Annotated in this window: 28 protein-coding genes and 1 tRNA gene; 22 read left to right on the forward strand and 7 right to left on the reverse strand. The window is 62.0% G+C overall.

The genetic code is table 11. From position 1 onward, the window contains the following. Positions 1–2: 2 nt before the first annotated feature. On the reverse strand, positions 3–662 hold the full coding sequence (locus tag M8312_RS00880) for a winged helix-turn-helix domain-containing protein (RefSeq protein WP_250118520.1): 660 nt from the start codon (positions 660–662) through the stop codon (positions 3–5). A 121-nt stretch (positions 663–783) separates the two neighbouring features. On the opposite strand from M8312_RS00880, the gene M8312_RS00885 reads away from it, so the two are divergent. The 14 genes from M8312_RS00885 to M8312_RS00950 all read left to right on the forward strand — a co-directional run bounded on the left by M8312_RS00885 (position 784) and on the right by M8312_RS00950 (position 12,392). Beyond that, positions 784–1,485 (forward strand): DsbA family protein, encoded by a 702-nt coding sequence (locus tag M8312_RS00885; RefSeq protein WP_250118521.1) that lies wholly within the window; start codon positions 784–786, stop codon positions 1,483–1,485. A 7-nt stretch (positions 1,486–1,492) separates the two neighbouring features. Then, positions 1,493–3,622 carry a protein-disulfide reductase DsbD family protein gene (locus tag M8312_RS00890; protein ID WP_250118522.1) on the forward strand — a complete coding sequence of 710 codons (2,130 nt, stop codon included), beginning with the start codon at positions 1,493–1,495 and terminating at the stop codon, positions 3,620–3,622. 36 nt (positions 3,623–3,658) lie between these two features. Beyond that, positions 3,659–3,994: an ArsR/SmtB family transcription factor gene (locus M8312_RS00895; RefSeq protein ID WP_250118523.1), complete on the forward strand. Its 336-nt coding sequence runs from the start codon at positions 3,659–3,661 to the stop codon at positions 3,992–3,994. Between the two features lie 4 nt (positions 3,995–3,998). After that, the gene (locus M8312_RS00900; protein WP_250118524.1) at positions 3,999–4,940 is read left to right on the forward strand and encodes an MBL fold metallo-hydrolase; all 942 of its coding nucleotides are present in this window, start codon (positions 3,999–4,001) and stop codon (positions 4,938–4,940) included. Next, positions 4,937–5,374, forward strand: a complete 438-nt coding sequence (locus M8312_RS00905; RefSeq protein ID WP_114228599.1) for a YeeE/YedE family protein — start codon at positions 4,937–4,939, stop codon at positions 5,372–5,374. The genes M8312_RS00900 and M8312_RS00905 overlap by 4 nt, the downstream gene beginning before the upstream one ends. Next, a complete protein-coding gene (locus tag M8312_RS00910) occupies positions 5,374–5,814 on the forward strand; it encodes a DUF6691 family protein (protein ID WP_250118525.1) in 441 nt (146 codons plus the stop codon). Before M8312_RS00905 ends, M8312_RS00910 begins: the two co-directional genes overlap by 1 nt. 12 nt (positions 5,815–5,826) lie before the next feature. Further along, positions 5,827–6,261, forward strand: coding sequence for a protein tyrosine phosphatase family protein (locus M8312_RS00915; protein ID WP_250118526.1), 435 nt, complete (start codon positions 5,827–5,829; stop codon positions 6,259–6,261). Beyond that, positions 6,248–7,471 carry an NAD(P)/FAD-dependent oxidoreductase gene (locus tag M8312_RS00920; RefSeq protein ID WP_250118527.1) on the forward strand — a complete coding sequence of 408 codons (1,224 nt, stop codon included), beginning with the start codon at positions 6,248–6,250 and terminating at the stop codon, positions 7,469–7,471. The genes M8312_RS00915 and M8312_RS00920 overlap by 14 nt, the downstream gene beginning before the upstream one ends. After that, entirely contained in the window at positions 7,471–8,250 is a 780-nt protein-coding gene (locus tag M8312_RS00925; protein ID WP_250118528.1) for a sulfite exporter TauE/SafE family protein, read from the forward strand. The genes M8312_RS00920 and M8312_RS00925 overlap by 1 nt, the downstream gene beginning before the upstream one ends. A gap of 3 nt (positions 8,251–8,253) precedes the next feature. After that, entirely contained in the window at positions 8,254–9,066 is an 813-nt protein-coding gene (locus tag M8312_RS00930; protein WP_250118529.1) for a TlpA disulfide reductase family protein, read from the forward strand. Positions 9,067–9,155: 89 nt separating this feature from the next. Beyond that, positions 9,156–10,613: a cytochrome ubiquinol oxidase subunit I gene (locus tag M8312_RS00935; RefSeq protein ID WP_284070188.1), complete on the forward strand. Its 1,458-nt coding sequence runs from the start codon at positions 9,156–9,158 to the stop codon at positions 10,611–10,613. A gap of 4 nt (positions 10,614–10,617) precedes the next feature. Next, positions 10,618–11,625, forward strand: coding sequence for a cytochrome d ubiquinol oxidase subunit II (gene cydB / locus M8312_RS00940; RefSeq protein ID WP_250118530.1), 1,008 nt, complete (start codon positions 10,618–10,620; stop codon positions 11,623–11,625). Continuing rightward, positions 11,625–11,747 (forward strand): DUF2474 family protein, encoded by a 123-nt coding sequence (locus M8312_RS00945; protein WP_250118531.1) that lies wholly within the window; start codon positions 11,625–11,627, stop codon positions 11,745–11,747. The genes cydB and M8312_RS00945 overlap by 1 nt, the downstream gene beginning before the upstream one ends. A gap of 24 nt (positions 11,748–11,771) precedes the next feature. Further along, on the forward strand, positions 11,772–12,392 hold the full coding sequence (locus M8312_RS00950) for a class I SAM-dependent methyltransferase (RefSeq protein ID WP_250118532.1): 621 nt from the start codon (positions 11,772–11,774) through the stop codon (positions 12,390–12,392). A 147-nt stretch (positions 12,393–12,539) separates the two neighbouring features. Here M8312_RS00950 and M8312_RS00955 read toward each other — a convergent pair whose 3' ends face one another. Then, the gene (locus M8312_RS00955; protein WP_250118533.1) at positions 12,540–13,172 is read right to left on the reverse strand and encodes a tyrosine-type recombinase/integrase; all 633 of its coding nucleotides are present in this window, start codon (positions 13,170–13,172) and stop codon (positions 12,540–12,542) included. A gap of 305 nt (positions 13,173–13,477) precedes the next feature. Between M8312_RS00955 and M8312_RS00960 the strand changes: the two genes are divergently transcribed. From M8312_RS00960 to M8312_RS00995, 8 genes are all read left to right on the forward strand, one after another. After that, entirely contained in the window at positions 13,478–15,844 is a 2,367-nt protein-coding gene (locus tag M8312_RS00960; protein ID WP_502957432.1) for a heavy metal translocating P-type ATPase, read from the forward strand. Positions 15,845–15,972: 128 nt separating this feature from the next. Then, entirely contained in the window at positions 15,973–16,389 is a 417-nt protein-coding gene (gene cueR / locus M8312_RS00965; protein WP_250118534.1) for a Cu(I)-responsive transcriptional regulator, read from the forward strand. Between the two features lie 491 nt (positions 16,390–16,880). Then, positions 16,881–17,165 (forward strand): hypothetical protein, encoded by a 285-nt coding sequence (locus M8312_RS00970; RefSeq protein ID WP_250118535.1) that lies wholly within the window; start codon positions 16,881–16,883, stop codon positions 17,163–17,165. 72 nt (positions 17,166–17,237) lie between these two features. Next, positions 17,238–19,343: a copper resistance system multicopper oxidase gene (locus tag M8312_RS00975; RefSeq protein ID WP_250118536.1), complete on the forward strand. Its 2,106-nt coding sequence runs from the start codon at positions 17,238–17,240 to the stop codon at positions 19,341–19,343. 5 nt (positions 19,344–19,348) lie between these two features. Beyond that, entirely contained in the window at positions 19,349–20,653 is a 1,305-nt protein-coding gene (locus M8312_RS00980) for a copper resistance protein B (RefSeq protein ID WP_250118537.1), read from the forward strand. Continuing rightward, positions 20,653–21,357, forward strand: a complete 705-nt coding sequence (locus M8312_RS00985) for a DUF2231 domain-containing protein (protein WP_250118538.1) — start codon at positions 20,653–20,655, stop codon at positions 21,355–21,357. Before M8312_RS00980 ends, M8312_RS00985 begins: the two co-directional genes overlap by 1 nt. A 45-nt stretch (positions 21,358–21,402) precedes the next feature. Beyond that, a complete protein-coding gene (locus M8312_RS00990) occupies positions 21,403–22,194 on the forward strand; it encodes a DUF305 domain-containing protein (protein ID WP_250118539.1) in 792 nt (263 codons plus the stop codon). A 127-nt stretch (positions 22,195–22,321) separates the two neighbouring features. Further along, positions 22,322–22,879, forward strand: a complete 558-nt coding sequence (locus M8312_RS00995) for a DUF305 domain-containing protein (RefSeq protein ID WP_250118540.1) — start codon at positions 22,322–22,324, stop codon at positions 22,877–22,879. Between the two features lie 371 nt (positions 22,880–23,250). On the opposite strand, the gene M8312_RS01000 is transcribed toward M8312_RS00995, so the two are convergent. From M8312_RS01000 to purS, 5 genes are all read right to left on the reverse strand, one after another. Then, positions 23,251–24,276: a nucleotidyl transferase AbiEii/AbiGii toxin family protein gene (locus tag M8312_RS01000; protein WP_250118541.1), complete on the reverse strand. Its 1,026-nt coding sequence runs from the start codon at positions 24,274–24,276 to the stop codon at positions 23,251–23,253. Beyond that, the gene (locus M8312_RS01005) at positions 24,273–24,845 is read right to left on the reverse strand and encodes a DUF6088 family protein (RefSeq protein WP_250118542.1); all 573 of its coding nucleotides are present in this window, start codon (positions 24,843–24,845) and stop codon (positions 24,273–24,275) included. The genes M8312_RS01000 and M8312_RS01005 overlap by 4 nt, the downstream gene beginning before the upstream one ends. 331 nt (positions 24,846–25,176) lie before the next feature. Further along, a tRNA-Arg gene (locus tag M8312_RS01010) sits at positions 25,177–25,253 on the reverse strand. Positions 25,254–25,288: 35 nt separating this feature from the next. After that, the gene (gene purQ / locus M8312_RS01015) at positions 25,289–25,957 is read right to left on the reverse strand and encodes a phosphoribosylformylglycinamidine synthase subunit PurQ (protein WP_250118543.1); all 669 of its coding nucleotides are present in this window, start codon (positions 25,955–25,957) and stop codon (positions 25,289–25,291) included. Continuing rightward, on the reverse strand, positions 25,950–26,195 hold the full coding sequence (gene purS / locus M8312_RS01020; RefSeq protein WP_250118544.1) for a phosphoribosylformylglycinamidine synthase subunit PurS: 246 nt from the start codon (positions 26,193–26,195) through the stop codon (positions 25,950–25,952). Before purS ends, purQ begins: the two co-directional genes overlap by 8 nt. Between the last annotated feature and the right edge of the window lie 67 nt (positions 26,196–26,262).

Below are 26,262 nucleotides of genomic sequence, written 5' to 3' on the forward strand. Positions count from 1 at the left end.
TCTCATCTGCGAGGAACCCGATAACCCTCGCCGCGCACCGTCTCGATCGTTTCACGCCCAAGCTTGCCGCGCAGATTGTGGATGTGAACCTCGATCGCGTTGCTCTCAATCTCGTCTTGCCAGCCGTAGAGTCTTTCCTCGAGCTGGGCTCGGGACAGCACTCGTCCCTGCTGCTCCATGAGCGTTTCCAAAATGGTGAATTCTCGGCGGGACAAGGAGACGGGAGAGCCTGCCTTCATCAACTCCCGTGTCGCGGGATCGAGTTGTAGGTCGCGCCATTCGAGCATTGCCGACACTCGTCCCTGCTGTCGCCGAGAGAGAGCACGCAGGCGAGCGGCAAGCTCGTCGAGGTCGAAAGGTTTGCCGAGATAGTCGTCGGCCCCACCATCAAGGCCGTTGATGCGGTCCCGGGTCGCGTTCCGCGCGGTCAACAGCAGCACGGGGACGGCGAGATCCGATTTTCGCCAGTCGGAGAGAAGATCCAGCCCGGAGCCATCCGGGAGCGTCAGATCGAGGACGACGGCATCGTAATTCCAGTCGAGGACGGCCGTCCGTGCGTCAGCAATCGTTGCGACGGGGTCAACCGTGAAGCCGGCGAGCATCAGGCCCGTCTCCAAGGCTTCGCGGAGCACTTCGTCATCCTCGACGACCAAGACTTTCATTCGGCTTCGCTCATGTTGGTCTCGCCGCTGCAAGGCTCGGCTTAAGGCTGACTTAAGCTCAACGGTCTCGTTTCGCGAGCACCAACGGCCGATTAGGCCGACCTTCGACGGGAGCTAGATCATGAAGACCCTTCTTGCGGGCGCCGCCCTGATCCTTGCAGGTTCAATGTCGGGAATGGCTCTCTCCGGTGAAGGCTTCGTGGCAGCCGTGCCAAGCAAGTCAGCCGTGCCTCCGACAGCCGAAGCAGATATCGAGGCGACGAAACGCGCTTTCCTCGACGACGCGGTAGCTCCGCAGGTGAAGCCGGCCAATTACGACGTCACGATCGTTGAATACGCCGACTATCAATGCCCCTACTGTCGCACAGCGCACGATGCGTTGGTCAAGCTCGCTGCGACCGACAAAAAGGTCCGGATAATCTTCCGCGACTGGCCGATATTCGGCCCTCAATCTCAGCGGGCGGCTCGCTTGGCCATCGCCAGCCAATGGCAAGGGAAATTTCTAGCCTACCAAGATGCTCTCATGAAAACGCCGCGGCCGCTGACGGAGGAGTCGATCAGGGCCGCTGCGGCCAAAGCTGGCGTGGACTGGACCAAGCTCGAGGCCGACCTCAAACGACGCCAACCTGAGATCGAGGCTCTCCTTGATCGCAACGACAATCAGGCGATGCAGCTCGGTCTTGAAGGTACGCCCGGCTTCATCATCGGTGATCGACTTTACTCGGGGGGCATGAACCTAGCCGGGCTCAAGGAGGCCGTGGCGCAAGTGCGTAAGTCAGGTGGCAAGAAGGGTCTGGTTCCTGTCACGCCGCAAGGCATCTGAGATCGTCATGCGGCTGCTGCTCGCGATCACTTTGCTCCTCTGGCCGGCCGCTGCGATGGCTCGCGAACAGCATATCGCAGTATCCCTGCTGACAAGTTCGGGCGAGCCCCGGGCGGGAGGCAGCGTCACCTTCGGATTACGCTTCGAACCGCAGCCGGGCTGGCACGGCTACTGGACGAACCCCGGAGACAGCGGTCTCGCACCTCAGGTCGTATGGAGCGCACCCGGAGGGCTGCGTTTCGATCCCCTGCGGCATCCAGCGCCAACGATCCTTCAGGTCGCTGGAATCACCAGCTTCGTTCATGCGGGATCGCATGTCCTGCTGACGTCAGTGCATATGCCTGCGTCGCTAACGACAGGGTCGAGCGTTCCGGTGAGCGCGGCGATTAGTTGGCTTGCCTGTTCCGAGACACTTTGTGTGCCCGAGCATGCCACACTCACGACTGTACTTACTGTCGGTAAAGGAACGCCGGGCGCCGACGCGACATTGATCAGTCAAGCACAGGCTGATCTCCCGAGGGTCGTTCCCACGCCTGTCCCGTTCGAACGCCGTGGTCGCACCCTGCGCATGCCCCTGCCGGCCAGGCTGCATTTGCAAGGCGATCGAACGCAATTCTTCCCCGATCGGAATGGCTATTTTGACGCGTCGACCACACGAGTGGAGGACGGCGTTCTTCACGCAAGCCTTTCAGGCTCGTTGCCGGCGGCGATTACGGGCGTGCTGGCGGACGGTCGGCAGGCCTATCGCGTTCGCCTCACCCCGGTCGTCGAGGCGAGCTCCAACGCGAAAGCACCTGCGCCCGTCCCCGCGTCGACATCGGCACTGCCTCCCCAAGCTTCGCAAGAGCAAGGCGCCCAACCTCAAGTCTCATACTACGATCACGATGAAGCCGGACGGAGAGCGCTTCCCCCGTCTTCGGGCAGCTTAATCGCGCCGCCGGTCGGGTCGCTCGCTGTTGCCGTGCTCCTGGCGCTCTTGGGTGGTCTGTTGCTCAATCTGATGCCCTGCGTGTTCCCTATCCTCAGCCTCAAGGCGCTGGGGCTCGCGCGGTCTGGTGGAACGAGCGGGGAAGCATGGATTGAGGCAATGGGCTACACGGCCGGTGCGCTCTTCGGCACGGGCGCCCTAGGCCTGTTGCTGGTTGTTCTGCAGCGAACAGGCTTGGAAATTGGCTGGTCATTCCAGCTGCAGCATCCGGCGACGATCCTAGGCCTGTTTCTGCTCTCCGTTGCGATAACCCTCAATCTTGCCGGCCTTTTCGAGCTGCCCGCCGTGTCCATCGAAAGCAAACGAGCGCCCGGCGCGTTCGCCTCGGGGGCGTTGGCGGCCTTCGTAGCGACGCCGTGCAGCGGACCGTTCATGGCGGCGGCATTGGGTTCAGCGATGCTTCTTCCGATCGGAGGCGCGCTGCTAGTCTTCCTGGCTTTGGGTCTTGGTCTCTCACTGCCGTTTCTCGCCATCGCCTTTGTGCCGCCTGTTCGTCGGCTGCTGCCGCGACCGAGGCCATGGATGGCGACTTTCCGACGCATTCTGGCGCTCCCCATGCTCGCGACGTCTGTGGCCTTGGTGTGGCTGATTGGGCGCCAGGGCGGCACGACGGCCATGACCCTTGCTATCGGACTGGCGGCCATCGTGGGCACAGCCACGTGGTGGATGGGCCTTCGGCAGGCCGGAGGGCGGCCACGACCCTGGCTTCCGCTGTTGCCCGCCGCCTTGGCCATGACCCTGCTCATTTCGGCTTCACCGATCAGATCCGCAGACTTTGTCAGCGTGGCAGCCACGGCGGGCAGCGAGCCATTCTCTGAAGCGCGCCTCGCCGAGTTGCGGCGACAGGGCAGGCCTGTCTTCGTGGACTTCACGGCCGATTGGTGCCTCACCTGCCAGGTCAACGAGAAGGTGGCCATTGACCGCTCAGAAACCCGGGCGGCGTTCGATCGCGCGGGTGTGATCACTTTGCGTGGCGATTGGACGAATGGCGACCCCGCCTTGACCCGTTTCCTTGCCAAAAACGGCCGAAACAGCATTCCTTTCTACCTTTTCGTACGCCCGGGGCAGAGGCCTGAACTGCTTCCCCAGCTGCTAACGCCTACGATGCTCATTGAGCGAGCCGAAGCCAGGCCCTTGACGGTCCATTAGAACATGCTAAATAAGCGTTCTCTTATGGAGTGACGCATGGACGTTGAATTGCTGGCTAGGTTTGGCGCGCAGGCTGAGAAGGCGGTGGGTCTCCTCAAATCGATGGCCAACGAATGTCGGCTGCTGGTGCTTTGCCACCTTGCCGCCGAGGGCGAACTTTCGGTCAGTGAGCTTCAGGACCGGGTGGGCCTAGGACAATCGGCGTTGTCTCAGCATCTCGCCAAGCTGCGCGATGAGGGGCTCGTCGCCACCCGCAAGGAATCGCAAACGGTTTTCTACCGCGTTTGCGACCCTAAGGCGCAGCAACTCCTTGCCCTCCTTCACGATCTTTTCTGTCCCGATCTCGGGACGTCGAATTCACGCAGGAGCTAGTCTGATGACCACCGCTTCCGTCAACGACCGACATATCGATAACGCCGCCTCCCAAGTCGCCGACGTCCTGCATGGCGAACTCCGCGCTCCGCAGGTGAAGGCCTTCTTCGACGAGCCGACGTTCACCGTCAGCTACGTCGTCAGCGATGCTGCGACCGGGCGCGCTGCGATCATCGACAGCGTCTGGAACTTCGACCAGGCTTCCGGCCGCACCAGCTTCGATAGCGCTGACAAGATCGTCGCCTACGTGCGGGAGCAGGGGCTCACGGTCGACTGGATCCTTGAGACCCACGCTCATGCCGACCATCTCTCGGCCGCTCCCTACCTGCAGGAACAGCTCGGCGGAAAGCTGGCCATCGGGCGCGAGATCGTCACGGTGCAGGGCGTCTTCGGCAAGATCTTCAACGAGGGCACGCAGTTCGCGCGTGACGGATCGCAGTTCGATCGGTTGCTCGACGATGGCGACGTCCTCGACATCGGCGGCATCCCGCTGATCGCGCTGCATGTGCCCGGCCACACGCCGGCCGACATGGCCTATGTCGTCGGCGACGCCCTGTTCACGGGCGATACCATGTTCATGCCGGACTATGGTTCGGCGCGCGCCGATTTCCCAGGTGGCGACGCGCGGCAGCTTTACCGCTCGGTTCGCCGGCTGATGCAGCTGCCGGACGAAACGCGCGTGTTCCTGTGCCACGACTACAAGGCACCCAATCGTGACGAGTTCGTGTGGGAAACCACCATGCTCGCCGAGCGCACGGGCAACGTTCACATCCATGAGGGCGTGAGCGAGGACGACTTCGTCGCAATGCGCACCCAGCGCGATGCGACATTGTCGATGCCCAAGCTCATCCTGCCCTCGCTGCAGGTAAACATGCGCGGCGGTCACCTGCCGGAGCCGGACGACAATGGCGTCCGCTACCTCAAGCAGCCGATCAATCTGCTATGAGCAGCATCTTCGCCAATGCGCAGCCGCTCCATGGTCTAGTCGGCGGCGTCCTGATCGGCCTTGCCGCAGCGCTGATGCTGCTCGGAGCCGGCCGGATTGCCGGCGTGTCGGGCATCACCGCGCGCGCCACCGGGCTGGCTGAAAGCGGCATGTCGCGCAGCAGTGCGTGGCTGTTTCTCATGGGCCTGCCGCTGGGTGCCATCCTCGCGGCAGCCGCCATGGGTACGCAGAAGGCATCGTTCGCACCTTGGCCAGTGCTTGCAATTGCCGGGCTACTGGTAGGTATCGGCACGCGGGTCGGCAGCGGGTGCACCAGTGGTCACGGCGTGTGTGGCGTGAGCCGGTTATCAGCTCGCTCGATGGTTGCCACGGCGACCTTCATGGCCGCCGGCATTGCCACTGTCGCCATCACGACCATCCTGGGAGCTCGGTGATGGACCGTTTACGGCACCTTCTGCCACCGTTGCTGTCCGGCGCATTGTTCGGCGGCGGGCTCACTATCGGCGGGATGACCGACCCGGCACGGGTGCGCGGCTTCCTCGACCTGTTCGGCTCGTGGGACCCCACGCTGGCCTTTGTCATGGGAGGCGCGGTGATCGTCATGGCGATCGCTTGGAGTTTGCAGGCGCGCATGGCGCGTCCGCTCTTCGGTGAACGCTTCGCTTTGCCGGACCGCACCGACTTCGACGGTAAGCTGATCACCGGCTCTGCGCTGTTCGGGATCGGCTGGGGCCTTGGGGGCCTCTGCCCCGGTCCGGCCATCGCCTCGCTGGCTCTGGCTCCGGCCGCCGTCTTCCCGTTCGTCGGGGCCATGATTCTCGGAATGGCCCTTCATCGCCTCCTGGAAACGGGCGCCGCTCGCGTCCAAGCATAAGGAATCTGATCCATGAAGCTTGCCGTCCTAACCCCCAACGTTTCAGTTCTCGCGCAGCCCTCGCCGGATGACATCGCTGGCCTTGGACAGCGCGGCTACCGCTCGATCATCGGTAATCGTCCGGAGGGCGAGAGCGAGGATCAACCCGCATGGGCCGATCTGCAGGCGGCTGCGGCAAAGGCCGATTTGAGTGCCCTGCAGATCCCCGTCGTGATGGGGCAGATTACCGACGATCAGATTGCCCATTTCCGCGAGGCGCTCGACACGCTGCCAAAGCCGATTGCGGTCTTTTGCCGCAGCGGCACCCGCGCGGCCCTAATGTGGGCGCTGGCCAATCAGGCCAATCTGACCGCCGATGAGCGGATCGGGATCGCAGCCAAGGAGGGTTACGATCTTGAGCCCTTCCGCCAGCGCCTGTCGCGGGAGACCAACAATGCTGAAGCATGATGTTGTGATCATCGGCGGCGGTGCAGGCGGCCTTGCCGCTGCCGCGTCCCTGCTCCGGCGCGACCCGGAACTCGACATCGCTGTCATCGAGCCGCGCGAGTTTCACGATTACCAGCCCGGTTACACCTTGATCGGTGCCGGCGTATTCAGCCTGTCCGATGTCCGTCGGCCCATGGCGAAAGTCATGCCGCGCGGGGTGACCTGGCTGAGAACGTCGGCCAAGAGTCTCAAGCCGAACACCAATGAAGTAGTTCTCGCGACCGGGGTGATCGTTGGCTACCGCATCCTCATCGTCGCGACTGGGAATCGCCTCGACTTCGATGCCATCTCCGGTCTCACCGAGACACTTGGCAAGAATGGCGTCACGTCCAATTACCGGTCGGACTTGGCACCGTATACATGGGAACTCACGCAGGGCCTGCGGACAGGTCGAGCCCTTTTCACGCAGCCACCGATGCCGATCAAATGCGCGGGGGCGCCGCAAAAGGCCATGTATCTCTCGGCCAATCATTGGGAGCGCACGTTAGTTCTCCGCAACATTGGCGTGGAGTTCCACAGCGCCGCTCCAACGATTTTCGGCGTCGCGGATTATGTACCCGCGCTCGAAGAGACGATCGAGCGCTATGGGATCGATCCATACTTTGAGAGCAATCTCGTTGCTGTCGATGGGCGGGCGCGGGTGGCCACATTTAGATCGGCCGGGGGCGAAATCACGCGCTCGTTCGACATGTTGCATGTCTCGCCTCCCCAAAAGCCGGTGGAGATTGTGACAAATAGCTTGCTCGCTGATCGGGCCGGCTATGTCGACGTCGATCCGATGACGCTCCAGCACAAGCATTTCGCGAACGTATTTGCGCTCGGTGACATCGGCGGCATGTCCAATGCAAAGACGGCAGCTGCGGTCCGCAAGCAAGCCCCGGTGGTCGCGGAGAATGTCGAGGCAGTGTTCGCGGGTGAAAGCCCTCACGCGATCTACGATGGCTACGGCAGCTGCCCGCTGACAGTCGAAAAGGGCAAGATCCTGCTCGCGGAGTTTGGGTATGGCGGCGTGCTTCTGCCGAGCTTCCCGAAGTTCGTAATCGACGGCACGAAGCCCTCTCGGCTTGCATGGCACCTCAAAAAGGACCTGCTTCCCGCCATCTACTGGGACGCGATGCTCAAGGGCCGCGAATGGCTCGCCTCGCCCGCCGAGATGACGAAGGCCGCCTGATGCTTGACACCCTCCAATACGTCCTTGGCCTGCTGTCCGGCAGTCTTGTGGGTTTCACCCTCGGCCTGGTCGGCGGTGGCGGTTCGATCCTCGCGGTCCCGCTGATGGTCTATCTTGTCGGCGTGCAGAACCCGCACGTGGCAATCGGGACCAGCGCACTCGCAGTCGCCGTGAATGCCGCCACCGGTCTTGCCAACCACGCCAGGCACGGCACGGTGAAATGGCGCTGCGGATTGATGTATGCCGGCGCCGGCGTGATCGGGGCGTTCTTCGGGTCAAGCGTTGGCAAGGCGTTCGACGGCCAGCGCCTGCTCTTCCTGTTTGCGATCGTGATGGTGGTGGTCGGCGTCCTGATGCTTCGCCGGCGCAAGCAAGAGGGTCACGATGGCGCCGAATGCAACAGTGAGAACGCAGCGAAGGTCCTTGGCGCTGGCCTCGGCACCGGCGGCTTTTCCGGCTTCTTCGGGATCGGCGGCGGCTTCCTCATTGTGCCCGGCCTGATCGCCTCGACCGGCATGCCGATGATCAATGCCGTCGGCACAAGCCTCGTCGCGGTTACCGCTTTCGGCCTGACCACGGCGGCCAATTACGCCTTCTCAGGCTTGATCGACTGGGTGCTGGCAGGCGTGTTCATCGTGGGCGGAGTGATCGGCAGCTTTGCCGGCACGCGCGCCGCGAAGCGGCTGTCGAGTTCGGGTCAACTGTCCACCATCTTCGCCGTGCTGATCTTCGTCGTTGCCGGCTACATGCTGTGGAAGAGCGCCGGGGCTGCATTCTGAACCATGACCCTACCGCAGACCTTTCAGCTGGGCCCCCTGATCCTCTCCTCCGACCGGGTGTTGGCGCTTGTCCTATTTGCTTTCTTCCTCGCCATCACGAGTGTGGTCGCCAAGCGGGTGGATGTGCGAGCAGAGAGAGCAGGTTGGTGGGCGCTGGTGATCGGTGTCGCGACAGCACGCGCTGGCTATGTTCTGATGAATTGGGACGCGTTTGCGGCAGACCCTCTCTCGATCATGTTGATTTGGCAGGGCGGCTTTTCGCTGGCGGCCGGTCTGGCGGGCGCGCTGGCGGCGATCACTGTTACGATGCGTCGCCTGCGATCAGCAATTATTCTGGCGTCCTCGATCGCCGTGCTGGGCGCCGCATTCCTTGGTGTCTCGGCAGCTCTCCATCCTGCGCCTATATCATTTCCGGCGAGTATCGCCCTTCGCACGCGTTCCGGCGAGCCGGTGGTCCTTTCAGAGCTTCGCGGTCGACCGTTTGTGATCAACCTCTGGGCGAGTTGGTGCCTGCCGTGTCGACGGGAAATGCCAATGCTGGCGGCGAAAGCGTCGCATTCTCCCGTCGCAATCCTGCTGGTGAACAGCGGCGAGCCGCGCGACGTCGCTGCGGGGTTTCTCGAGCGTAGCCGCCTGCCAAGCCAGTCCGTTCTGCTTGACCCTGGAGCCGCGTTGGCGGCGGCTATCGGCGTCAGTGGTTACCCCGCCACACTGTTCGTAAACTCGGCCGGCAAAATCGAGACGATGCACTTCGGCGAAATCTCGCGCGCAATGCTGGAAGCTGAGCTGCGTGATCTGGAACGTCAGACCCGCTAGGCTATGTTGGACCCGCTAGGATCAGCCATGCCAATCTTCGGCGATTGGGTCGCCCCACGCGCCGCTGCGAAGCTGCCGGGCAAGAAAGGATGGATAGCCTCGTGCTGACCGATGTCACGGCCCTGACCCTCGCGCGGATCCAGTTCGCGTTCACCGTCAGCTTTCACTTCATCTTCCCGGCCTTTTCGATCGGCGTGGCGAGCTACCTCGCGGTGCTCGAAGGGCTCTGGCTGAAAACCGGCAAGTCGCTCTACCTCGACCTCTTCAAATATTGGCTCAAGATCTTCGCGATCGCCTTTGCCATGGGCGTCGTCAGTGGGATCGTGATGTCCTACCAGTTCGGGACCAACTGGGCGGTCTTTTCGGACAAGGCGGGTGGGGTGATCGGGCCGCTGATGGCCTATGAGGTCCTCACCGCCTTTTTCCTCGAGGCAGGGTTCCTCGGCGTGATGCTCTTCGGGATGAAGAAAGTCGGGCCGCGCCTGCACTACGCGGCAACGCTGATGGTTGCGTTGGGCACGTTCATCTCAGCGTTCTGGATTCTGAGCGTCAACAGCTGGATGCAGACGCCGCAGGGCTATGTCGTCACACCCGATGGCCGGCTGTTGCCGGGGCCAAGCTGGTTGCCGATCATCTTCAATCCAAGCTTTCCATATCGCTTGGTCCACACGGTCATCGCCGCCTATCTGACGACCGCCTTCGTGGTCGGCGCGGTCGGCGCCTGGCACCTGCTTCAGGACCGGGCGAACCTGCATGCGCGCAAGATGTTCTCTATGGCAATGTGGATGGCGGCGCTTGTCGCACCGGTGCAGATCGTGGCCGGCGACATGCACGGGCTTAACACGCTCGAGCACCAACCCGCCAAGGTCATGGCGATGGAAGGACATTACCAAAGCCATCCCGACGGCGCCCCGCTTTACCTTTTCGGCATTCCTGACGACGCCAAGCAGCAACTTGATTATGCGGTTGGCGTCCCGAAGGTATCGAGCCTGATCCTCAAGCATGATCCCAACGCTCCCTTGGCCGGGCTCGACACCATTCCCCGTGATCGGCAGCCCCCGGTGGAGATCGTTTTCTGGTCGTTCCGGATCATGGTTGGGCTTGGCTTCTTGATGCTTGGCCTCGGCCTGTGGAGCCTGCTCGCGCGCTGGCGCAAGAGGCTCTACGACTGGCCGATGTTGCATCGGGCGGCCTTGCTGATGGGGCCGTCGGGCTTCATCGCTGTCATCGCTGGCTGGGTCACCACCGAGGTCGGACGCCAACCGTTCACGGTCTACGGCATTCTCCGCACCGCGCAGAGCGCCAGTCCACTGGCGGCCCCGGCCGTCGCGGCGTCGCTAGCCGCCTTCGTGCTCGTCTACTTCGCCCTGTTCGGCATCGGCACCTGGTACATCCTGCGGTTGATGAGCCATCCTCCGCATGTCGGTGAGCGCGGCGTGGCAAGCACCGAGCGGGCGCCGATCCGCACCGCCGGCATCACCCCCGGGCCGACCCAGAATCCGGGGCCGGAGGTCGGTCGCGAGCCGCTTCCTGGGGCGGCGGGGTAAATCGATGGCTGTCAACGTCGACCTCACCACCGTCTGGGCGTTCATCATCGCCTTTGCCGTCTTCATGTACGTCGTCATGGACGGCTTTGACCTCGGCATCGGGATCCTCTTCCCGACCTTTCGACGCGGGGAAGAGCGCAGCCAGGCGATGAATGCCATCGCGCCCGTATGGGACGGGAACGAGACCTGGCTGGTGCTCGGTGGCGGTGGATTGTTCGCAGCCTTTCCGCTCGCCTACGCCGTCATCCTGCCGGCGGCCTACCCACTCGTCATCGCCATGCTGCTTGGGCTCATCTTCCGTGGCGTCGCCTTCGAGTTCCGGTGGCGCGATCACCGGCATGAGCTATTTTGGGATTTCGCGTTTTTCTTTGGGTCGCTGGTCGCGGCGATGACTCAGGGCATGATCCTAGGTGCCCTGCTTCAGGGCATCGCAGTTGAGGGCCGATCCTATGCTGGCGGCTGGTTGGACTGGCTGTCGCCCTATTCTCTGCTGACCGGCATCGGCGTGGTGATCGGCTATACGCTGCTCGGCGCCTCGTTCCTGGCGATGAAGGTGACCGGCCGCGCCGAAGAGCATGCCTATCGCCTGGCAGGGAGGGCCGGGATAGGCACACTGGCTCTGATGGCAGCTGTGAGCCTCGCTACGCCGTTTCTCTTCCGGCAATATTGGGATCGCTGGTTCGAATGGCCAAGCGTGCTGATCGTGGCCCAGGTGCCGCTGCTGTCCGCCATTCTATTCTTCGCCCTGTTTCGTAGTATCGCCAAGCGCCGTCGTTATCGCCCGTTCCTCATCTCGCTGGGTATTTTTGCGCTCGGCATGGCGGGTCTCGGGATCAGTATGTGGCCCTATGTCGTGCCGGGCGCGCTGACGATATGGGACGCAGCGGCTCCGGAGCGTAGCCAAGTCTTCATGCTGGTCGGCGTCGCCATCATCATGCCGATCATTCTTGCCTACACTGCCTGGGCCTATTGGGTATTCCGCGGCAAGGTCGCGGAAGAAGGCTATCATTGATGCAGACGCCGCAGCCGCCCGCGAGCCTGTGGCGAAGGCTTGGCTGGATGGCGCTCATCTGGGCAGCGAGCGTCCTGTTGCTGGGCTTGGTCGCCTTGGTGATCCGCTGGTTTCTCCACTGACACCTGTCATCGTTGATAGGATTGATGATGTCCGACGACCGACACCATTGGCAGCACGTCTATTTATCAAAAAGCTCGACCGAGATGAGTTGGTATCAGCCGAAGCCAGCAGCCTCGCTCGATGCACTCGATAGAAATGGCGCAACGCCCGCAGACAGCCTGATCGATGTCGGCGGTGGGGCATCGACCCTAGTGGATGCGCTCATCGAGCGCGGCTGGGATGATCTTGCAGTGCTCGATATCTCTGAAGCGGCGCTCGACGCATCTCGAAAAAGGCTTGGCAATCAGGCGCAAAAGGTGCGCTGGATAGCCGACGATATCCGCGACTGGCTGCCGGACCGACGCTGGAGCGTTTGGCACGACCGAGCTGTATTCCACTTCCTCGTAAATGCGAACGATCGCGAGCGCTACAAGCAGAGGCTGCTTGAGGGCCTGTCACCTTCGGGAATTGTCATCATGGCAACATTCGCTCCAGATGGACCAGAACGCTGCAGCGGTCTGCCTGTCCAACGTTACGACGCTCCCGCTCTTCAGGCCGAACTTGGATCTAATTTCGAACTCGTCGAGGCGTGGTCTGAAAAGCATTCGACACCTTGGAGCAGTTCTCAGGCATTTTGCTGGACAGCTTTCCGCACGGTGAGGTGATCCTTCCTTTCAAGTGCCCGCGCATTCGAGTGAACAAACGACCGAATTATCTATCTAGCGCGATGAAACGGACGGGCTGGTACCGGCCAAAAGCGGACGTTTGAAGCGGGAGAATGGTGGGCCGGCTGACCAGCCCACCACCCCTGATCAGACCTCGGTCGCTTCTGCCAAGGCCAAAGCGTCTTCGACTTCCACGCCAAGATATCGAACCGTCGTCTCGATCTTAGTGTGGCCGAGGAGGATCTGTACGGCGCGCAGATTACCTGTCTGCTTATAGATCAGGGCTGCCTTCGTCCGCCTGAGCGAGTGGGTGCCATAGTCCTCTCGACGCAGACCGATCGCAGTCACCCATTCGTCGACTAGGCGGGCATATTGTCGGGTACTCATATGAGTGAGCCGGTCATTGCGACTGGGAAAGACATACTCATCGAGTGACCCACCGCGTCGTTCAAGCCACTGGAGCAAGCTTGTGCGAGCGGGCTCTAGAAGCTCGAACTGCACCGGGCGCCCGGTTTTCTGCTGGATGATGATGGCTCGCTGACGGATGCGAGCTCCACTGACCACCTCATCGATCTTGATCTTCACGAGGTCGCAACCACGAAGCTTGCTGTCGATGGCGAGGTCGAAGAGCGCGCGATCGCGAAGGCGGTGCTCTTGGTCCAGGAAGAAGCGAACGGCCCATACCTGCTTGGGCAGGAGTGGGCGCTTCGCGCCAAGCTTACGGCCAACATTCCACGCGGGTCGGTCTTCCTGACCGGGATCGTAGATTGCATGTCCCATGCTTCATCTCCTCAGGCCAACAGCTGCCGAGGAGAAAACGAACGGAAAGACGTGGCATGGTGGTAAGCGGACGGACTGCTTTCAGGGCGGAATTGGGGAATAGCGGACGTTCGTTCAGGCTGTACGAAGCGGCCGTTACGCGCCCATCGCAGTCATATCGAATGATCTACGCACCGCGAGAAGCGGACTTTTATTCGGTCGCCTTTGAAGCTCTCCATGAGCGAGGGTGATCCAATTTGATCAACCGGTTCATTGGCCCGGTCCGCTGTTGACCTTCACACGATGTCAGGCCTCAACAGTGTGCCATGCACGAAGATGAAACGAAGCCGACTCCGGCGCCGCGAAATGGGCACCAATCAGATCTCCACGAGCATTCGCACGCTATAAGCGTGACAGATCCAGTTTGCGGAATGTCGGTCGATCCGGCGACCACACCGCACCACGCCCATCATGGCGGCCAAGTTTTCCACTTCTGCTCGGCCAAATGCCGCGAGCGGTTCGAGCTCAGGCCCGAGATCTATCTAGAGGCGGGGCCCAAGCAAACGTCATCACAATCTGCTGACGTCGAATACACCTGCCCGATGCATCCCCAGATCGTGCAGATTGGCCCCGGGACCTGTCCCATCTGTGGCATGGCGCTTGAACCCAGGGCTTTCGATCCCAACAGCGGTCCGTCCGAAGAATACCTCGATATGCGCCGACGATTCGTCATGTCGGCGATCCTGTCCGCACCGTTGTTCGTGCTCGTCATGCTTCGGCATCTCGCGCCAACGACGGTCGAGTTCGTGGGCGGCCGAACGCTCGATTGGGTCGAGCTCGTGTTGGCTACGCCGGTCGTCCTCTGGGGAGGCTGGCCATTCTTTGTCCGAGGCTGGCAGAGCCTCAGGACCTTGCACCTCAACATGTTCACGCTGATTGCGATCGGAACGGGGATCGCGTGGGCCTATTCAATCGTGGGAGCGGTTGCTCCACAGGTCTTTCCGCCTGCCTTCCGCTCACATGACGGAGGTGTTGGTCTCTACTTCGAAGCGGCGGCGGTGATCGTCACGCTTGTTCTGCTAGGTCAGGTGCTGGAGCTCAGGGCGCGCGAGCAGACCGGCTCGGCCATCAAGGCGTTGCTCAACCTCGCGCCCAAGACCGCTCACCTGGTCCACGCGGGTAAAGAGCGTGAGGTTCCGCTCGACATGGTGCGCAGCGGCGATCAGCTGCGCGTGAAGCCGGGCGAAGCGGTGCCGGTCGATGGCGAGGTCATCGAGGGCACCTCAAGCGTTGACGAGTCGATGCTGACCGGTGAACCTTTGCCGGTCAGCAAGGAGGCTGGTGCCACCGTGACAGGTGGCTCGATCAATGGCGACGGCAGTTTCATGATGCGGGCCGATCGGGTCGGCGCCGAGACAATGCTGTCGCGCATCGTCCAGATGGTCGCTGAGGCCCAGCGAAGCCAGGCGCCCATTCAGCGGAAGGTCGATCAGGTCTCCGCATGGTTCGTTCCGCTGGTGCTCGTAGCTGCCGTCGCCGCCTTCATTTTCTGGTCCTTTGCTGCGCCTGAGCCGAAGCTGGCGTTTGCGCTGGTGGCGGGGGTCAGCGTTCTCATCATCGCTTGTCCCTGTGCGCTTGGCCTTGCAACGCCGATGTCGATCATGGTCGGCGTCGGCAAGGGCGCTCAGTCGGGCGTCCTGATCAAGAACGCTGCAGCGCTCGAGCGCTTTGCCAATGTTGATACCTTGGTGCTCGACAAGACTGGCACGCTGACCGAGGGGAAACCCGCCTTGGTTGCCATCGAGCCCTCCTCGGGCTTCAGCGAAGTCGATCTGCTTCAGCTCGCGGCTTCCCTCGAGGCGAGCAGCGCTCACCCGCTCGCGCATGCGATCGTGAAGGCAGCCGAAGATCGTAAGCTCGATCTTCATCCCGTGACTGACTTTCGGTCGATCAACGGTAAGGGGCTGACAGGGACGGTGAATGGCCGCCGGGTGGCGGTCGGAAATGGCCTCCTGATAGGCGACCAAGGCGCGGCAGTGGACGCCTTCGAGGCCGCAGCCGGCAAATATCGGGACCAAGGCGCGACGGTCATGTTCGTGGCGGTGGATGGTAAGGAGGCGGGGCTGCTCGCTGTCGCTGACCCAATCAAGGCGACCTCCCAGACAGCCATCGAGATGCTTCATAAAGAAGGCCTGCGGATCATCATGCTTACGGGGGATAGTCGCCGCACAGCTGAAGCGGTGGCAGGCAAGCTCGGCATTGATGAGGTCGTCGCCGAGGTTCTCCCCACCGACAAGGACGCAGCGATCGAGCGCTTGAATCAGCAGGGACGCGTGGTGGCCATGGCTGGCGACGGTGTGAATGATGCGCCAGCCTTGGCCCGGGCGGATATTGGAATTGCGATGGGTACGGGGGCAGACGTCGCGGTCGAGAGCGCCGGTGTGACGCTGGTAAGAGGCGATCTCACCGGTCTCGTGCAGGCTCGGCGTCTGAGCCAGGCTGTGACAAGCAATATCAGGCAGAACCTGCTGTTCGCCTTTGGCTACAATGCGCTTGGCATTCCGATTGCCGCTGGCGTGCTTTATCCGGTCTTCGGCGTTCTCCTCTCTCCGATGATTGCCGCCCTTGCGATGAGCTTGTCATCAGTGTCGGTGATCGGAAACGCGCTGCGGCTTAGGAGTTTGAAGCTCTGATGGTGGGACGTAGCTCTGATGGCGTCCCCAGCGCCCATGGACGAAGCAGGCGTCGCGATGCCTGTGACGAAAGACGCATGTCGATCCGCGCCGTTCGGTTTGCCTTGGCGCTCAGGAGCACGATGTAGGTGAAGATCGGTCAAATCTCGAAGGCCAGTGGCGTCAGCCAGCGGATGATCCGCCATTACGAGAAGATCGGTCTTATCCCGCCGGCCGCACGTCGGGATTCTGGTTACCGCGACTATGACGAGCGCGATGTGCACACCTTGCACTTCATTGGCCGAGCGCGCGACCTGGGGTTCCCCATTGAGGAAATCCGCCAACTCCTGGCCCTATGGCACGATCGGTCTCGATCAAGCGCTGATGTGAAAGCCCTGGCGCTTGCCCGCGCCGATGAACTTGGCAGGAAGGCCGAGCAGCTGGAGACCATGCGGCGAACGCTCGAGCGTCTTGCGAATGCTTGCCACGGTGATGACCGGCCAGATTGCCCCATCCTTGAGGACCTTGAGGCCATGGGCTCTTGCCACCCAAGTCGACGCGCTTGACTCTGACACTGTGTCAAACCCTAGATGGTCTTTCCGCCGAGGAATGTCGCGGCGGAACCCGACCAGCTATGATGGATTGAGCCAGAAGCCACTTCAATGATCACAAGACGCCTCTCGACGAGCCTCCGCAGGCTTCTGCAAGCGCTGCTAGCGTTTGCGGTCGTGGTGGCGCCCGTGAGCGCGAACGCTATGGAGCGTCTACCCGCTTCGGCTTCTTCTCATCACCAAATGGTTGAGGGCGCCGAGCATTGCGCCGAGGCGCCTGCGAAGAGCGCCAAGCACGATCAGGGTGATGGCAAATCCTGCTGTGCTTCAATGTGCATGGGGATCGCCGTTGCTCCGCAAGGGACGGCGACACGGTCCGATGCTGTTCGGACGACGGCGTCGTTCGCCGCCCCCTCATTCCGCATTGGATCGCATTTGGAACTCTCAACCCCTCCTCCGCGAGGGGCGTGAAGTCGAACCTCACCTCGATTTCACGGAGATTTTCAATGAAGACGCTTCTTTCCGCGATCGTTCTGTCGATCGCCGTTCCTGCCGTGGCTCACGCGCAGACCGCGCCTGCTGCCGCGCCGAAGGCTGGCTGCTGCGCTTCGATGCAGAAGGACTGCTGCAAGGACATGAAGTCCGATTGCTGCCAGGGTATGGACCACTCGAAGATGGATCATTCCAAGATGGACCACTCGAGCATGGGCAATGCGCCACAGACCGGCGCTGACCCGCACGCGGGTCACAGCATGCCCACGGCGCCTGCGCCGAGCGCTCACCAGCACTAAGCTGCATGAACTGGCGGCGGCGCTTCCGAGCGTCGCCGTCGGTCCTGCGTCATGCATCCGCGAGGATTTCAGATGTTTGAAAAGCTCGTTCTCGAGCGCCGCCAGTTCCTGCGCGCCGCCGCCATAGGGGGAACCGGAGCCAGCGTTGCGGCTGCCTTTCCGGCTTGGGCGCAGAATGTCTCGCCTGGCCTTGCCCGGCCGCTTCCTACCGTAAGTGGGAACGACATTGCCCTGACAATCGGCCGCGTCGCCGTGAAGGTGGATGGCAAGGTCAGCCGCGCGGTCGGAATTAACGGCACTGTCCCGGCTCCTCTCGTTCGCCTGAAGGAAGGCCAGCGGGTCCGCCTACGGGTGCAGAATACGCTCGATGAGGACAGCTCGATCCACTGGCATGGCCTGCTGGTGCCTTTCCAGATGGACGGCGTTCCGGGCGTCAGCTTTCCGGGTATCATGCCGCATTCCACCTTCGACTATGAGTTCGAAGTCGGTCAGTCGGGCACCTACTGGTATCACTCACACAGCGCGTACCAGGAAGAGGACGGCCTATACGGTCCCATCGTGATCGATCCTGCTGGACCCGATCCCGTTGCCTACGACCGTGAGCACGTCCTTGTCCTGTCGGATCATACGCCCCTCAGCGGCGCGACCATCTTCAAGAAGCTCAAGCAGATGGGCGGCGGTTATTTCAACATGCAGCGGCTGACCCTGTCGGGAGCGTTGGCCGGGCGCGATATGCCTGCTGGCGAGCGCCGCGAGTGGGCGAAAATGCGGATGGATCCCGCCGACATCGCAGACGTCACCGGGTCCACTTACACCTACACGGTCAACGGCGTCGGACCCTTTGATAATTGGACCGGCCTTTTCAAGACGGGTGAGCGGGTTCGGCTGCGGATCATCAACGCCGCCGCCCAAACGAACTTCAACGTCCGAATCCCGGATCTACCGATGACTGTGGTGGCGGCTGACGGGCAGAACGTGCGTCCCGTGACCGTTGACGAATTCCAGATCGGTGTCGCCGAGACGTTCGACGTCATCGTAACGCCTGGTGACCGCGCCTACAGCTTTGTGAGCGAGTCGATCGACCGCTCGGGACTTGGCCGCGCCACCCTTGCTCCGCGAACGGGAATGTCCGCTCCTGTCCCGCCACTGCGCCCGCGCCCGCTCCTGGCCATGAAAGACATGGGCATGGACATGGGCTCGATGGGCGGATCGGGAGAGATGTCCGGGATGGATCATGGCGCTATAGCTATGGATGGGCCGGGAACGCCGAATGTTGCCGTCACTCGCGGGGTTGACCCTTCGGCTGAGCAAAATGCCTCCCGCAATCTCTGGAAACTCACAGGCTGGAAGGAGCCGACCGATCACGGAACGGTGAAGGCAGCCGCAGGAACTGCGGTGGCGATGGCTGGAATGTCGGGCATGGATCACGCGGCGATGGGCCATGGCTCACCTTCGAGCGCGGCCTCGCCGATGACGGGCATGGATCATGCCGCCATGGGTCATGCGGCACCGCCGGCTGCAGCAAGTCAGCCCGCAGCCCCGATGGCGGGCATGGATCATGGTGCGATGGGACATGGGTCGTCTGCCGCGTCGGCGCCGCAAGGTGGCACCATGGCCGGAATGGATCATGGGTCGATGAGCATGCGGGATTTCCGCAATGCCCCTCAGGTGGCGAAGAACCCGGGCGTCCAGACCATCTCGCCCATGCCGACCGATCGCACGGGCGAACCTCCCCAAGGCCTGGAGGGAATGGACCACAGGGTGCTGACCTATCGCGACCTGATGGCGCTTTCGCCCAATCCTGATGTCAGGGCACCCTCACGCAAGCTTGACATTCACCTGACCGGCAACATGGAGCGGTACATGTGGTCGTTCGACGGCGTAAAGCTGAGCGATCCGGCCGAGCCCATCCCGTTTCGTGAGAACGAACGGGTGCGCGTGACCCTCATCAACGACACGATGATGCCGCACCCCATCCACCTGCATGGCCACTTTTTCGAGCTGGTGACCGGCCACGGCGCGAATGCACCGCGCAAGCACACGGTGAATGTGCCGCCCGGTGGCAAGATGACCTTCGACCTGACTGCCGACGCGGTCGGGGATTGGGCGTTCCACTGCCACAACCTCTATCACATGACCGCTGGCATGATGCGTGTCGTGACGGTCCGGAAGGGTTAAGCGACATGATCAGAATGCGCTTTGTCACGCCGGTATTCTTCGGCACGGCAGCCATCATCCTGTCTTCGCCGGCGAACGCCCAGCACGCGGGGCATATGCAAGGCATGAATATGCCGGGAATGAACATGCCCGGCATGTCGATGCCCGCAGCGAAGAAGCCTGCCAAAAAGGCGACCGCGAAAACGACAGCATCCAAGAAGAAGACGGTTAAGGCGTCTGGCAGGGCGGCATCGAGCAGCGCCAGCGGCAAGGCCGGCGCGTCGAAGCCGAAGAAACAGACGTCGAGCGCGCGGTCCGGCAAGGTTGCTAAGGCGAAATCTACTGGCACTCGTACCGGTCAAGACATGTCGACCATGAAAGGCCACGATATGTCGTCCATGCCCGGGCATGACATGAGCTCGATCTCGATGTCACCTTCGGTCGGCGCTGATCCTCACGCTGGCCACGATATGAGCACAATGCCGACTGGCACGATGAGTGGGCAGGACATGGGCGGCACGCCATCGGATACGATGCAGGGTCACGATATGTCGTCGATGAGTCCCGCTCCGAGCGGGACGGATCTCCCGGCGGGCGACGCGGCCGCACCGGCAACTCCGACAGATAGCGCAGCCGACGCCATTTACGGCGCTCAAGCGATGGCGATGGGCCGGCATCACCTGATGCAGTTTCATGGTGGTCAGAAGCTCGGCCAGGTCCTGTTCAATGTCGCCGAGGTGCAGATCCGAAAGGGCCGTGAGGCCTTCGAGTGGGACGGAGAGGGTTGGTACGGCGGGGACATCAATCGCCTGTGGATCAAGAGCCAGGGCGAGGGGGAGTTCGGCGGCCCTCTGGAACGCGCCGAAGTCCAAGCGCTCTATAGCCGCGCGATTGGCCCCTACTTCAACCTGCAGGGCGGCATCCGCTACGATGTTAAGCCCAATCCTTCCCGGGCCTACGCGACACTCGGCATCGAAGGGTTGGCGCCGAGCTTCTTCGATCTGGAGGGCGCGCTCTTCCTGTCGAACAAGGGTGAAGTGCTGGCGCGCGCACAGGGCTCTTACGATCAGCGCATTACCCAACGCCTGATCCTTCAACCTCGAGCTGAGCTAAACTTCGCGGCTCAGAACTCGCGGTCGATCGGCGTTGGCGCGGGCCTCAGTGACGCCGAGCTCGGTCTTAGGCTCCGCTACGACATCCGGCGCGAATTCGCCCCATACGTCGGTATCCAGTATCGACGCGCGTTCGGGCGAACCCGCGATTATCTTCGGACCGAGGGCAGGGATGTCGGCGGTTGGAGCCTCCTGACGGGAGTTCGGCTGTGGTTTTGATGAATTCTAAGCGTCTCGTTCAGCGCGCGGCACGAGCATGGCTTGCGTTGATGCTGATGCTTGGCGTCGGCCTGACGGGCGCGGCGTTCGCTCACAAGCACGGAAAGCATGGGGAAGAGCATCACGCCGAGCAGACCAGTCCAATGCAGACTTCCTCAACGGGCAGTCAGGGGGCCTCGGGCTCAGCTTCGTCTTCGTCGCCGAGCGCCAGCGCATCCGAGCTCCATGAAGCCGATCATGGAATGATGGGCGATATGGACATGGAAGCCGATCGCTCGAAGCTTCCGTTTTTCGAGCGTCTGTACGAATGGCTGGGACGGCTCCATCCGGTCATCGTTCATTTCCCGATCGCCTTCTTCCCTGCGGCCTTGCTTACCGCCGTCGTGGGCAGGCGTCGGCCAGCTTTTGCCGCGCCAGTGCAATTCCTGGTCATCGCCGGCGGTGTCTTCGCGCCGATCGCAGCGATGGCGGGCTGGCTCGCAGGGATGACCGCCGATCCCGATCCCATTTTGACGTACCACCGCTGGCTAGGCGTTGCCGTCGGTGTCGGCGGGGCTGCCCTGGGCGTGTGGGCTTGGCGGCGGCCATTCGAAGATCGTGGTGCAGGAATGATCCTTGGGCTTGCTGCCATCACCGCAGCGATCGCCATTCAGGGCTTTCTCGGCGCGACCATCACACACGGGTGGGATCACCTGATGTTCTAGTTTGACCAATCACTTCGAGCGGGGCGGCTGATGGAGGAGAGTTCAATGAAGAAAATCGCATGTCTGGCATTGGCGACGACCGCGTTTGCCGTGTCCGCCTGCAGCGCTCGGCAAGATTCTCAGGCAGCAAACAATGAGGTCGCTGGCGAGAGCAACATGGAGGCGCCGGCCTCCATGTCCCGAATGAGCGGCTCATTTGCCGAGGGCGAGATGAAGATGGACCAGAAGATGATGTCTGCTGTCGGCAGTGATGTGGCGCAGAACTGGTTGAAGAAGATGATCGCACATCATGACGGGGCGATCGATATGTCGCGGGTCGTCCTCACCCTGAACCCCACCGCAGACGTCGCGAAAATGGCGCGGGATACCATCGGGAAGCAGGGAGAAGAGAATGATGCTCTGCGCAAACTGATGAGGGAGGGGGCGCCAGATCAGCGTGCTGCCGACCTCTACAAGCCAAGCATGATGGACATGCATCAGAAGATGATGGCGGCGTCGGGTTCGAACGCGTCGGAAACCTACCTTCGCAAGATGCTCGAGCATCACCGGGGAGCGGTGACGATGTCGGACGTGGCGTTGGCGAACGGCGTGAGCGGCCCGATCCGCAGCCAGGTCGAGAAGACGAGGGCCGAGCAACTTAGGGAGATCGCCATGGTTGAGAGCATGCTTCGTGGCGGGTCGGCAAAAACCGGCAGCCCAGTCGCAGCAACGAAGGCAGCATCCTCCTCTGCCGCCGCAGAGCAGGATACGGCCAGGCCAACATCGGCTGGATCGGATGGAAACTCCATCGGTCCGTCAGCGGGTCCGCATTCCGGTCATGACATGAACAACATGTGAGATGTCGGTGCGCGGTGGCCTTGCTTCCGCGCACCCTCTCGTGGGCCAAAGATGATCCTCTCGAGTAATCATCGAACGTCAGGTTTCGCTGCCGACGAGAGCCTTTCCGCTTCTGAAGGAGCCAGTGATGATGAGCTACCAGCGTTTCGCGGCAATGATCGCGACTTCCACAGTCGTGATGTTCGGTTTGATGTATCTCAACACCTACCTGCTCGATCACGTCGAGTTCAGTCAGACCAGAATGTGGATGGCGTTGCTCATGGGCGCGGTCATGGCGATGATCATGCTCGGCTTCATGTGGGGCATGTATAAGAACAAGGCCGTTAATCTCGGTATTCTCGGCGGCAGCCTTGCGGTGTTTGTCCTATCCCTCTGGCTGGTCAGGAGCCAGGAGACGGTTGGTGACGTTGCCTGGATGAAGGCGATGATCCCCCATCACTCCATCGCCATCATGACCAGCGAGCGCGCGCACATCAAGGATCCGGAGGTTCGTCGCTTGGCCGATGGCATCATTGATGCGCAGGTGCGTGAGATAGCTGAGATGAAGAAGATGATTGCCCGGATCGAGGCTCGTCCGCCCGCCGCTAATGCACCCGACCTCTTGTCATACCGTGATCGGAACGCCCCGCCGCCCGCGCCTGAAACAGACGCTTCTTCGGGCATCAACACCATGGCTACCCAGTAGGCTAAGCGTGTTCGCCGCGTGGCGCGCTCCCGGCCGGTATGCTATCAGCGGAGTGCCTCTCGCACGGAATGATGACGTACCCGCCAGATATAGCGTTGTTGTAATTCGAAGGGCAGCGATATGAAGCACGCTTCAGAGATGAACATCTTCGAGCTGGTTGATCTTATCGCGCGAGATAAGGGTCGGGCGCTTGAGGAGCTCACGCTGCGTTTTCGTCGTAGCGCCAAGGAGGCGTCTGATCGAGCCCATCGGCTCGGCTTGCCGGTTAGCGATGGGCGCCCCGGCCAACCGCTTCCTCCGGTTGAAAATTGGAATGGCGTCCCGGTCGCACGTGCTCGAGGCGACGATCGTCGCACGAGAGGAGTAGAGGATTAGGAAAGCGTTTCTGCGATCTTATCGATCTTGCGAATGATGGCGTCGAACTCGGGCGGCTCGCCCATGATCATTCCCGTCATCGCCGTATAATCTGACTTCAGCGCATGGCGCATGCCCTCGGGCGGCGAGATCAGCAGGCGGCCGTCAGCCGCTTCGTCCATCTTCATCCATGCGCTACTGAATGCAAGCGAGCTGTGGCGAATGACGTCTGCGAGTAGGGCTTTGTTCGCGATCGCCGCCGGGCCCACGTTATCCGCCATCAACGCCAGATCGTAGTAGTGACGCGATTCCTTGTTGGCGTCTTTGTGAATGACGCCGAGATCACGGAACTTGGCGTGCCGGCCGTGGAGGATGAGCACCTTGTCGAGAAAGGTCCGCTCAGCGTCGACTGTCTGCACGTGCTCGGCAATGAGATCGGTGTCGGGGACGATGTCCTGCACGTAGGGGCGAATGGTTGCCTTACGGGCCGGCAAGGTGGCGCTTCTTGCGCCAGCCTCGATCTTGATGACCGGCCTCACGTAGACATCTAGCTTATCAAAGGCTGAGGGATAGGCGACGAGTAGCGTCTCGCCGCCTGAACCTGGGTCTGTCGTCACCTCACAGCCGAGCGGCTTGAAGGCTGCTTCAATCAGGGGCTTCAGTTTTTCCTGGATGTGAGCGGCGGCCGCAGCCTGAAGGTCCTTGATTAGCTGCTCGCGTTTGTTGCGGCTGAGGTCGCAAGCAGGATCGAATGGGTCGCGGTCGCCTTTGAAACCGAGTTCTTCGCGAACAATGACGAGGTCGATGTCCTCGGAGAAGCGCTGGATAAGGCCGTGCGCCTTCGAAAGGGATGTGCCACCCTTGAAGACGAGCTTCCCGGCTTCGGCCGGATCGTCGTTGAAGAGCACGCTCAGAGCGGCGCAGACAAAAAGGTCTTTTTCGATGAACTGGGCGTTGGTTGGCCACTGGGTGGTGGCTTCAGCGTAGACCTCACGTCGATCGGCCGGCTTGGCCCCGAGAAAGTCCAGATAGCCGGCCTTCACGAGGCGGCGAGCACCCGGTCAGCCACCTTGGCTGTCCAACCCGCCATGGATGGCTTGGCCTTCGCGAGGTCAGACTTCACCTTCGTTGGCAGCTTGTGCCGAAGCGTACGCACGACTTTGTCGTCGCTGGCGGCATCGGCCCCCAGCCAGTGAAGGGCGCGCACGACATCGCCTGCTGGCTTATCTTTGAGCGCCATCAGCTTTGGCCCGGCGTGCTTCAGCCGAATGACCCGCCCTCCGATTCGGAGAGTACGGCTGGTGCCATCGGTCAGAAACTCATTCCGGGCTGACACGGCATTGGTAAGGCCAAGCCGGTTTGCGGCTGCCATGCCGGTGGGTACGACGACGATATCGTCACGGCGAGCGATTGCAGACACGACGGCGGAAACGTCGGGCGCAGCCACGCGCTTGAGAATCGGATTGACCCTTGGGATGTCATAGAGGCCGCGCTGCACGCGGCGAAGCCGCTGGCTCTTGGCTAGCCGCGATAGCGCCTGATCAACGGCAGCTCGATCGGCCATGTCCAAGAAGTCCTTGGGCGTGAACACCAAGCGGGTGCCATGAGCCACTTGCGCTCGTGCACGACGCATGATGCGATCAGCTAGGCAGGCCATTTCTCTCATTCCCTCTGTCAGAAGTTATGCACGTTTTTTCTGACAAACTCAACCCTCAGTTGACTGCTCAACTCTCTCACGAACGTTGGGTTTCTCACCAAACCGGTCAAGATCGTGCCTGAGCTCAAAGTGCGCCGCTTGACTGAGCGGCTGCGTCTATTGGGCTGGACGGCTTCACGCTGAGTTCGGTGAGACAGAGAGCGGTCACATTTCGAGCTAAGCAATCTCAGCAGGAGCAAGCTATTTGACCGTCCGGCGCAACTATTGTGTTTGCCAGACAAAGGAGTGGCGCGCCCGGTAGGGTTCGAACCTACGACCTCAAGCTTAGAAGGCTCGTGCTCTATCCAGCTGAGCTACGGGCGCGTGCGGCGTGGCTTATCGCCTAGCGGCTGGCGGCGCTAGGCTCCGACGGTCTCGAATAGGCCTTCGAACAGGCGACGACCGTCCGTGTTGCCGTGGGCTGCTTCGAGCGCGCGCTCCGGGTGCGGCATCATGCCGAGGACGTTTCCCGCCTCGTTGAGGATACCGGCGATGTTGCGGGCCGAGCCATTGCAACGCTCGGCATAGCGGAACGCCACGCGGCCCTCGCCCTCAAGCCGGTCGAGGGTCTCTGGGTCGGCCTGGTAGTTGCCATCGTGATGGGCGATGGGGATGGTGATCGCCTCGCCCGCCGAATAGCGGCTGGTGAAGAGCGACTGGCTGCTGCCCACCTCAAGCTTCACCGGCCGGCAGATGTAGGCGAGTTCGGCGTTGCGCATCAGTGCGCCTGGGAGGAGGCCTGCCTCGGTGAGGATCTGGAAGCCGTTGCAGACGCCGATCACCGGAACGCCGCGGGCAGCCGCTTCGGCAACGGCTCGCATGACCGGCGAGCGTGCAGCCATGGCGCCCGAGCGTAGATAGTCACCATAAGAAAAGCCGCCCGGAACGCCGATCACGTCCAGGCCGTCGGGCAACTGGCTATCGCCGTGCCAGACCATCGCCGGCTCGCGGCCGCCGACCTCGCGAAAGGCCACGGCCAAGTCCCGGTCGCAGTTTGAGCCCGGGAAGATGATGACCGCGCTACGCACCGGCGCCGTCCGTCTGCTCGATGCGGAAGTTCTCGATCACCGTGTTGGCAAGGAGCTTGCGGCACATGTCCTCGATCTGGGCAGTGGAGGTGCCGTCCGCCAGATCTAGTTCGATCAGCTTGCCAGCGCGAACGTCGTTGACGCCGTCGAAGCCAAGCCCCTGGAGCGCGTGGTGGATGGCCTTGCCCTGCGGATCGAGCACGCCGGACTTCAAGGTGACGAACACGCGCGCCTTCACTTGTTTATTCTCGCCCGCTGTTGAGTGGTGATGCGCCTATGAAGCTCGGGCTCGTGACAGGCAAGCC

It is taken from the genome of Sphingomonas sp. KRR8, assembly GCF_023559245.1.
GTDB lineage: Bacteria > Pseudomonadota > Alphaproteobacteria > Sphingomonadales > Sphingomonadaceae > Sphingomicrobium.

What these genes read in the sequence shown, in the direction of transcription:
- M8312_RS00975 (WP_250118536.1), top strand. Translation starts at nt 17,238, where the DNA reads ATGTTTGAAAAGCTCGTTCTCGAGCGCCGCCAGTTCCTGCGCGCCGCC.
- M8312_RS00970 (WP_250118535.1), top strand. Translation starts at nt 16,881, where the DNA reads ATGAAGACGCTTCTTTCCGCGATCGTTCTGTCGATCGCCGTTCCTGCC.
- M8312_RS00990 (WP_250118539.1), top strand. Translation starts at nt 21,403, where the DNA reads ATGAAGAAAATCGCATGTCTGGCATTGGCGACGACCGCGTTTGCCGTG.
- M8312_RS00950 (WP_250118532.1), top strand. Translation starts at nt 11,772, where the DNA reads ATGATGTCCGACGACCGACACCATTGGCAGCACGTCTATTTATCAAAA.
- M8312_RS00960 (WP_502957432.1), top strand. Translation starts at nt 13,478, where the DNA reads ATGCACGAAGATGAAACGAAGCCGACTCCGGCGCCGCGAAATGGGCAC.
- M8312_RS00945 (WP_250118531.1), top strand. Translation starts at nt 11,625, where the DNA reads ATGCAGACGCCGCAGCCGCCCGCGAGCCTGTGGCGAAGGCTTGGCTGG.
- M8312_RS00900 (WP_250118524.1), top strand. Translation starts at nt 3,999, where the DNA reads ATGACCACCGCTTCCGTCAACGACCGACATATCGATAACGCCGCCTCC.
- M8312_RS00895 (WP_250118523.1), top strand. Translation starts at nt 3,659, where the DNA reads ATGGACGTTGAATTGCTGGCTAGGTTTGGCGCGCAGGCTGAGAAGGCG.
- M8312_RS00905 (WP_114228599.1), top strand. Translation starts at nt 4,937, where the DNA reads ATGAGCAGCATCTTCGCCAATGCGCAGCCGCTCCATGGTCTAGTCGGC.
- M8312_RS00920 (WP_250118527.1), top strand. Translation starts at nt 6,248, where the DNA reads ATGCTGAAGCATGATGTTGTGATCATCGGCGGCGGTGCAGGCGGCCTT.
- M8312_RS00930 (WP_250118529.1), top strand. Translation starts at nt 8,254, where the DNA reads ATGACCCTACCGCAGACCTTTCAGCTGGGCCCCCTGATCCTCTCCTCC.
- M8312_RS00915 (WP_250118526.1), top strand. Translation starts at nt 5,827, where the DNA reads ATGAAGCTTGCCGTCCTAACCCCCAACGTTTCAGTTCTCGCGCAGCCC.
- M8312_RS00995 (WP_250118540.1), top strand. Translation starts at nt 22,322, where the DNA reads ATGATGAGCTACCAGCGTTTCGCGGCAATGATCGCGACTTCCACAGTC.
- M8312_RS00955 (WP_250118533.1), bottom strand. Translation starts at nt 13,172, where the DNA reads ATGGGACATGCAATCTACGATCCCGGTCAGGAAGACCGACCCGCGTGG.
- M8312_RS00980 (WP_250118537.1), top strand. Translation starts at nt 19,349, where the DNA reads ATGATCAGAATGCGCTTTGTCACGCCGGTATTCTTCGGCACGGCAGCC.
- M8312_RS00880 (WP_250118520.1), bottom strand. Translation starts at nt 662, where the DNA reads ATGAAAGTCTTGGTCGTCGAGGATGACGAAGTGCTCCGCGAAGCCTTG.
- M8312_RS00935 (WP_284070188.1), top strand. Translation starts at nt 9,156, where the DNA reads ATGGATAGCCTCGTGCTGACCGATGTCACGGCCCTGACCCTCGCGCGG.
- M8312_RS00890 (WP_250118522.1), top strand. Translation starts at nt 1,493, where the DNA reads ATGCGGCTGCTGCTCGCGATCACTTTGCTCCTCTGGCCGGCCGCTGCG.
- M8312_RS00885 (WP_250118521.1), top strand. Translation starts at nt 784, where the DNA reads ATGAAGACCCTTCTTGCGGGCGCCGCCCTGATCCTTGCAGGTTCAATG.
- cydB (WP_250118530.1), top strand. Translation starts at nt 10,618, where the DNA reads ATGGCTGTCAACGTCGACCTCACCACCGTCTGGGCGTTCATCATCGCC.
- M8312_RS00985 (WP_250118538.1), top strand. Translation starts at nt 20,653, where the DNA reads ATGAATTCTAAGCGTCTCGTTCAGCGCGCGGCACGAGCATGGCTTGCG.
- M8312_RS00910 (WP_250118525.1), top strand. Translation starts at nt 5,374, where the DNA reads ATGGACCGTTTACGGCACCTTCTGCCACCGTTGCTGTCCGGCGCATTG.
- M8312_RS00925 (WP_250118528.1), top strand. Translation starts at nt 7,471, where the DNA reads ATGCTTGACACCCTCCAATACGTCCTTGGCCTGCTGTCCGGCAGTCTT.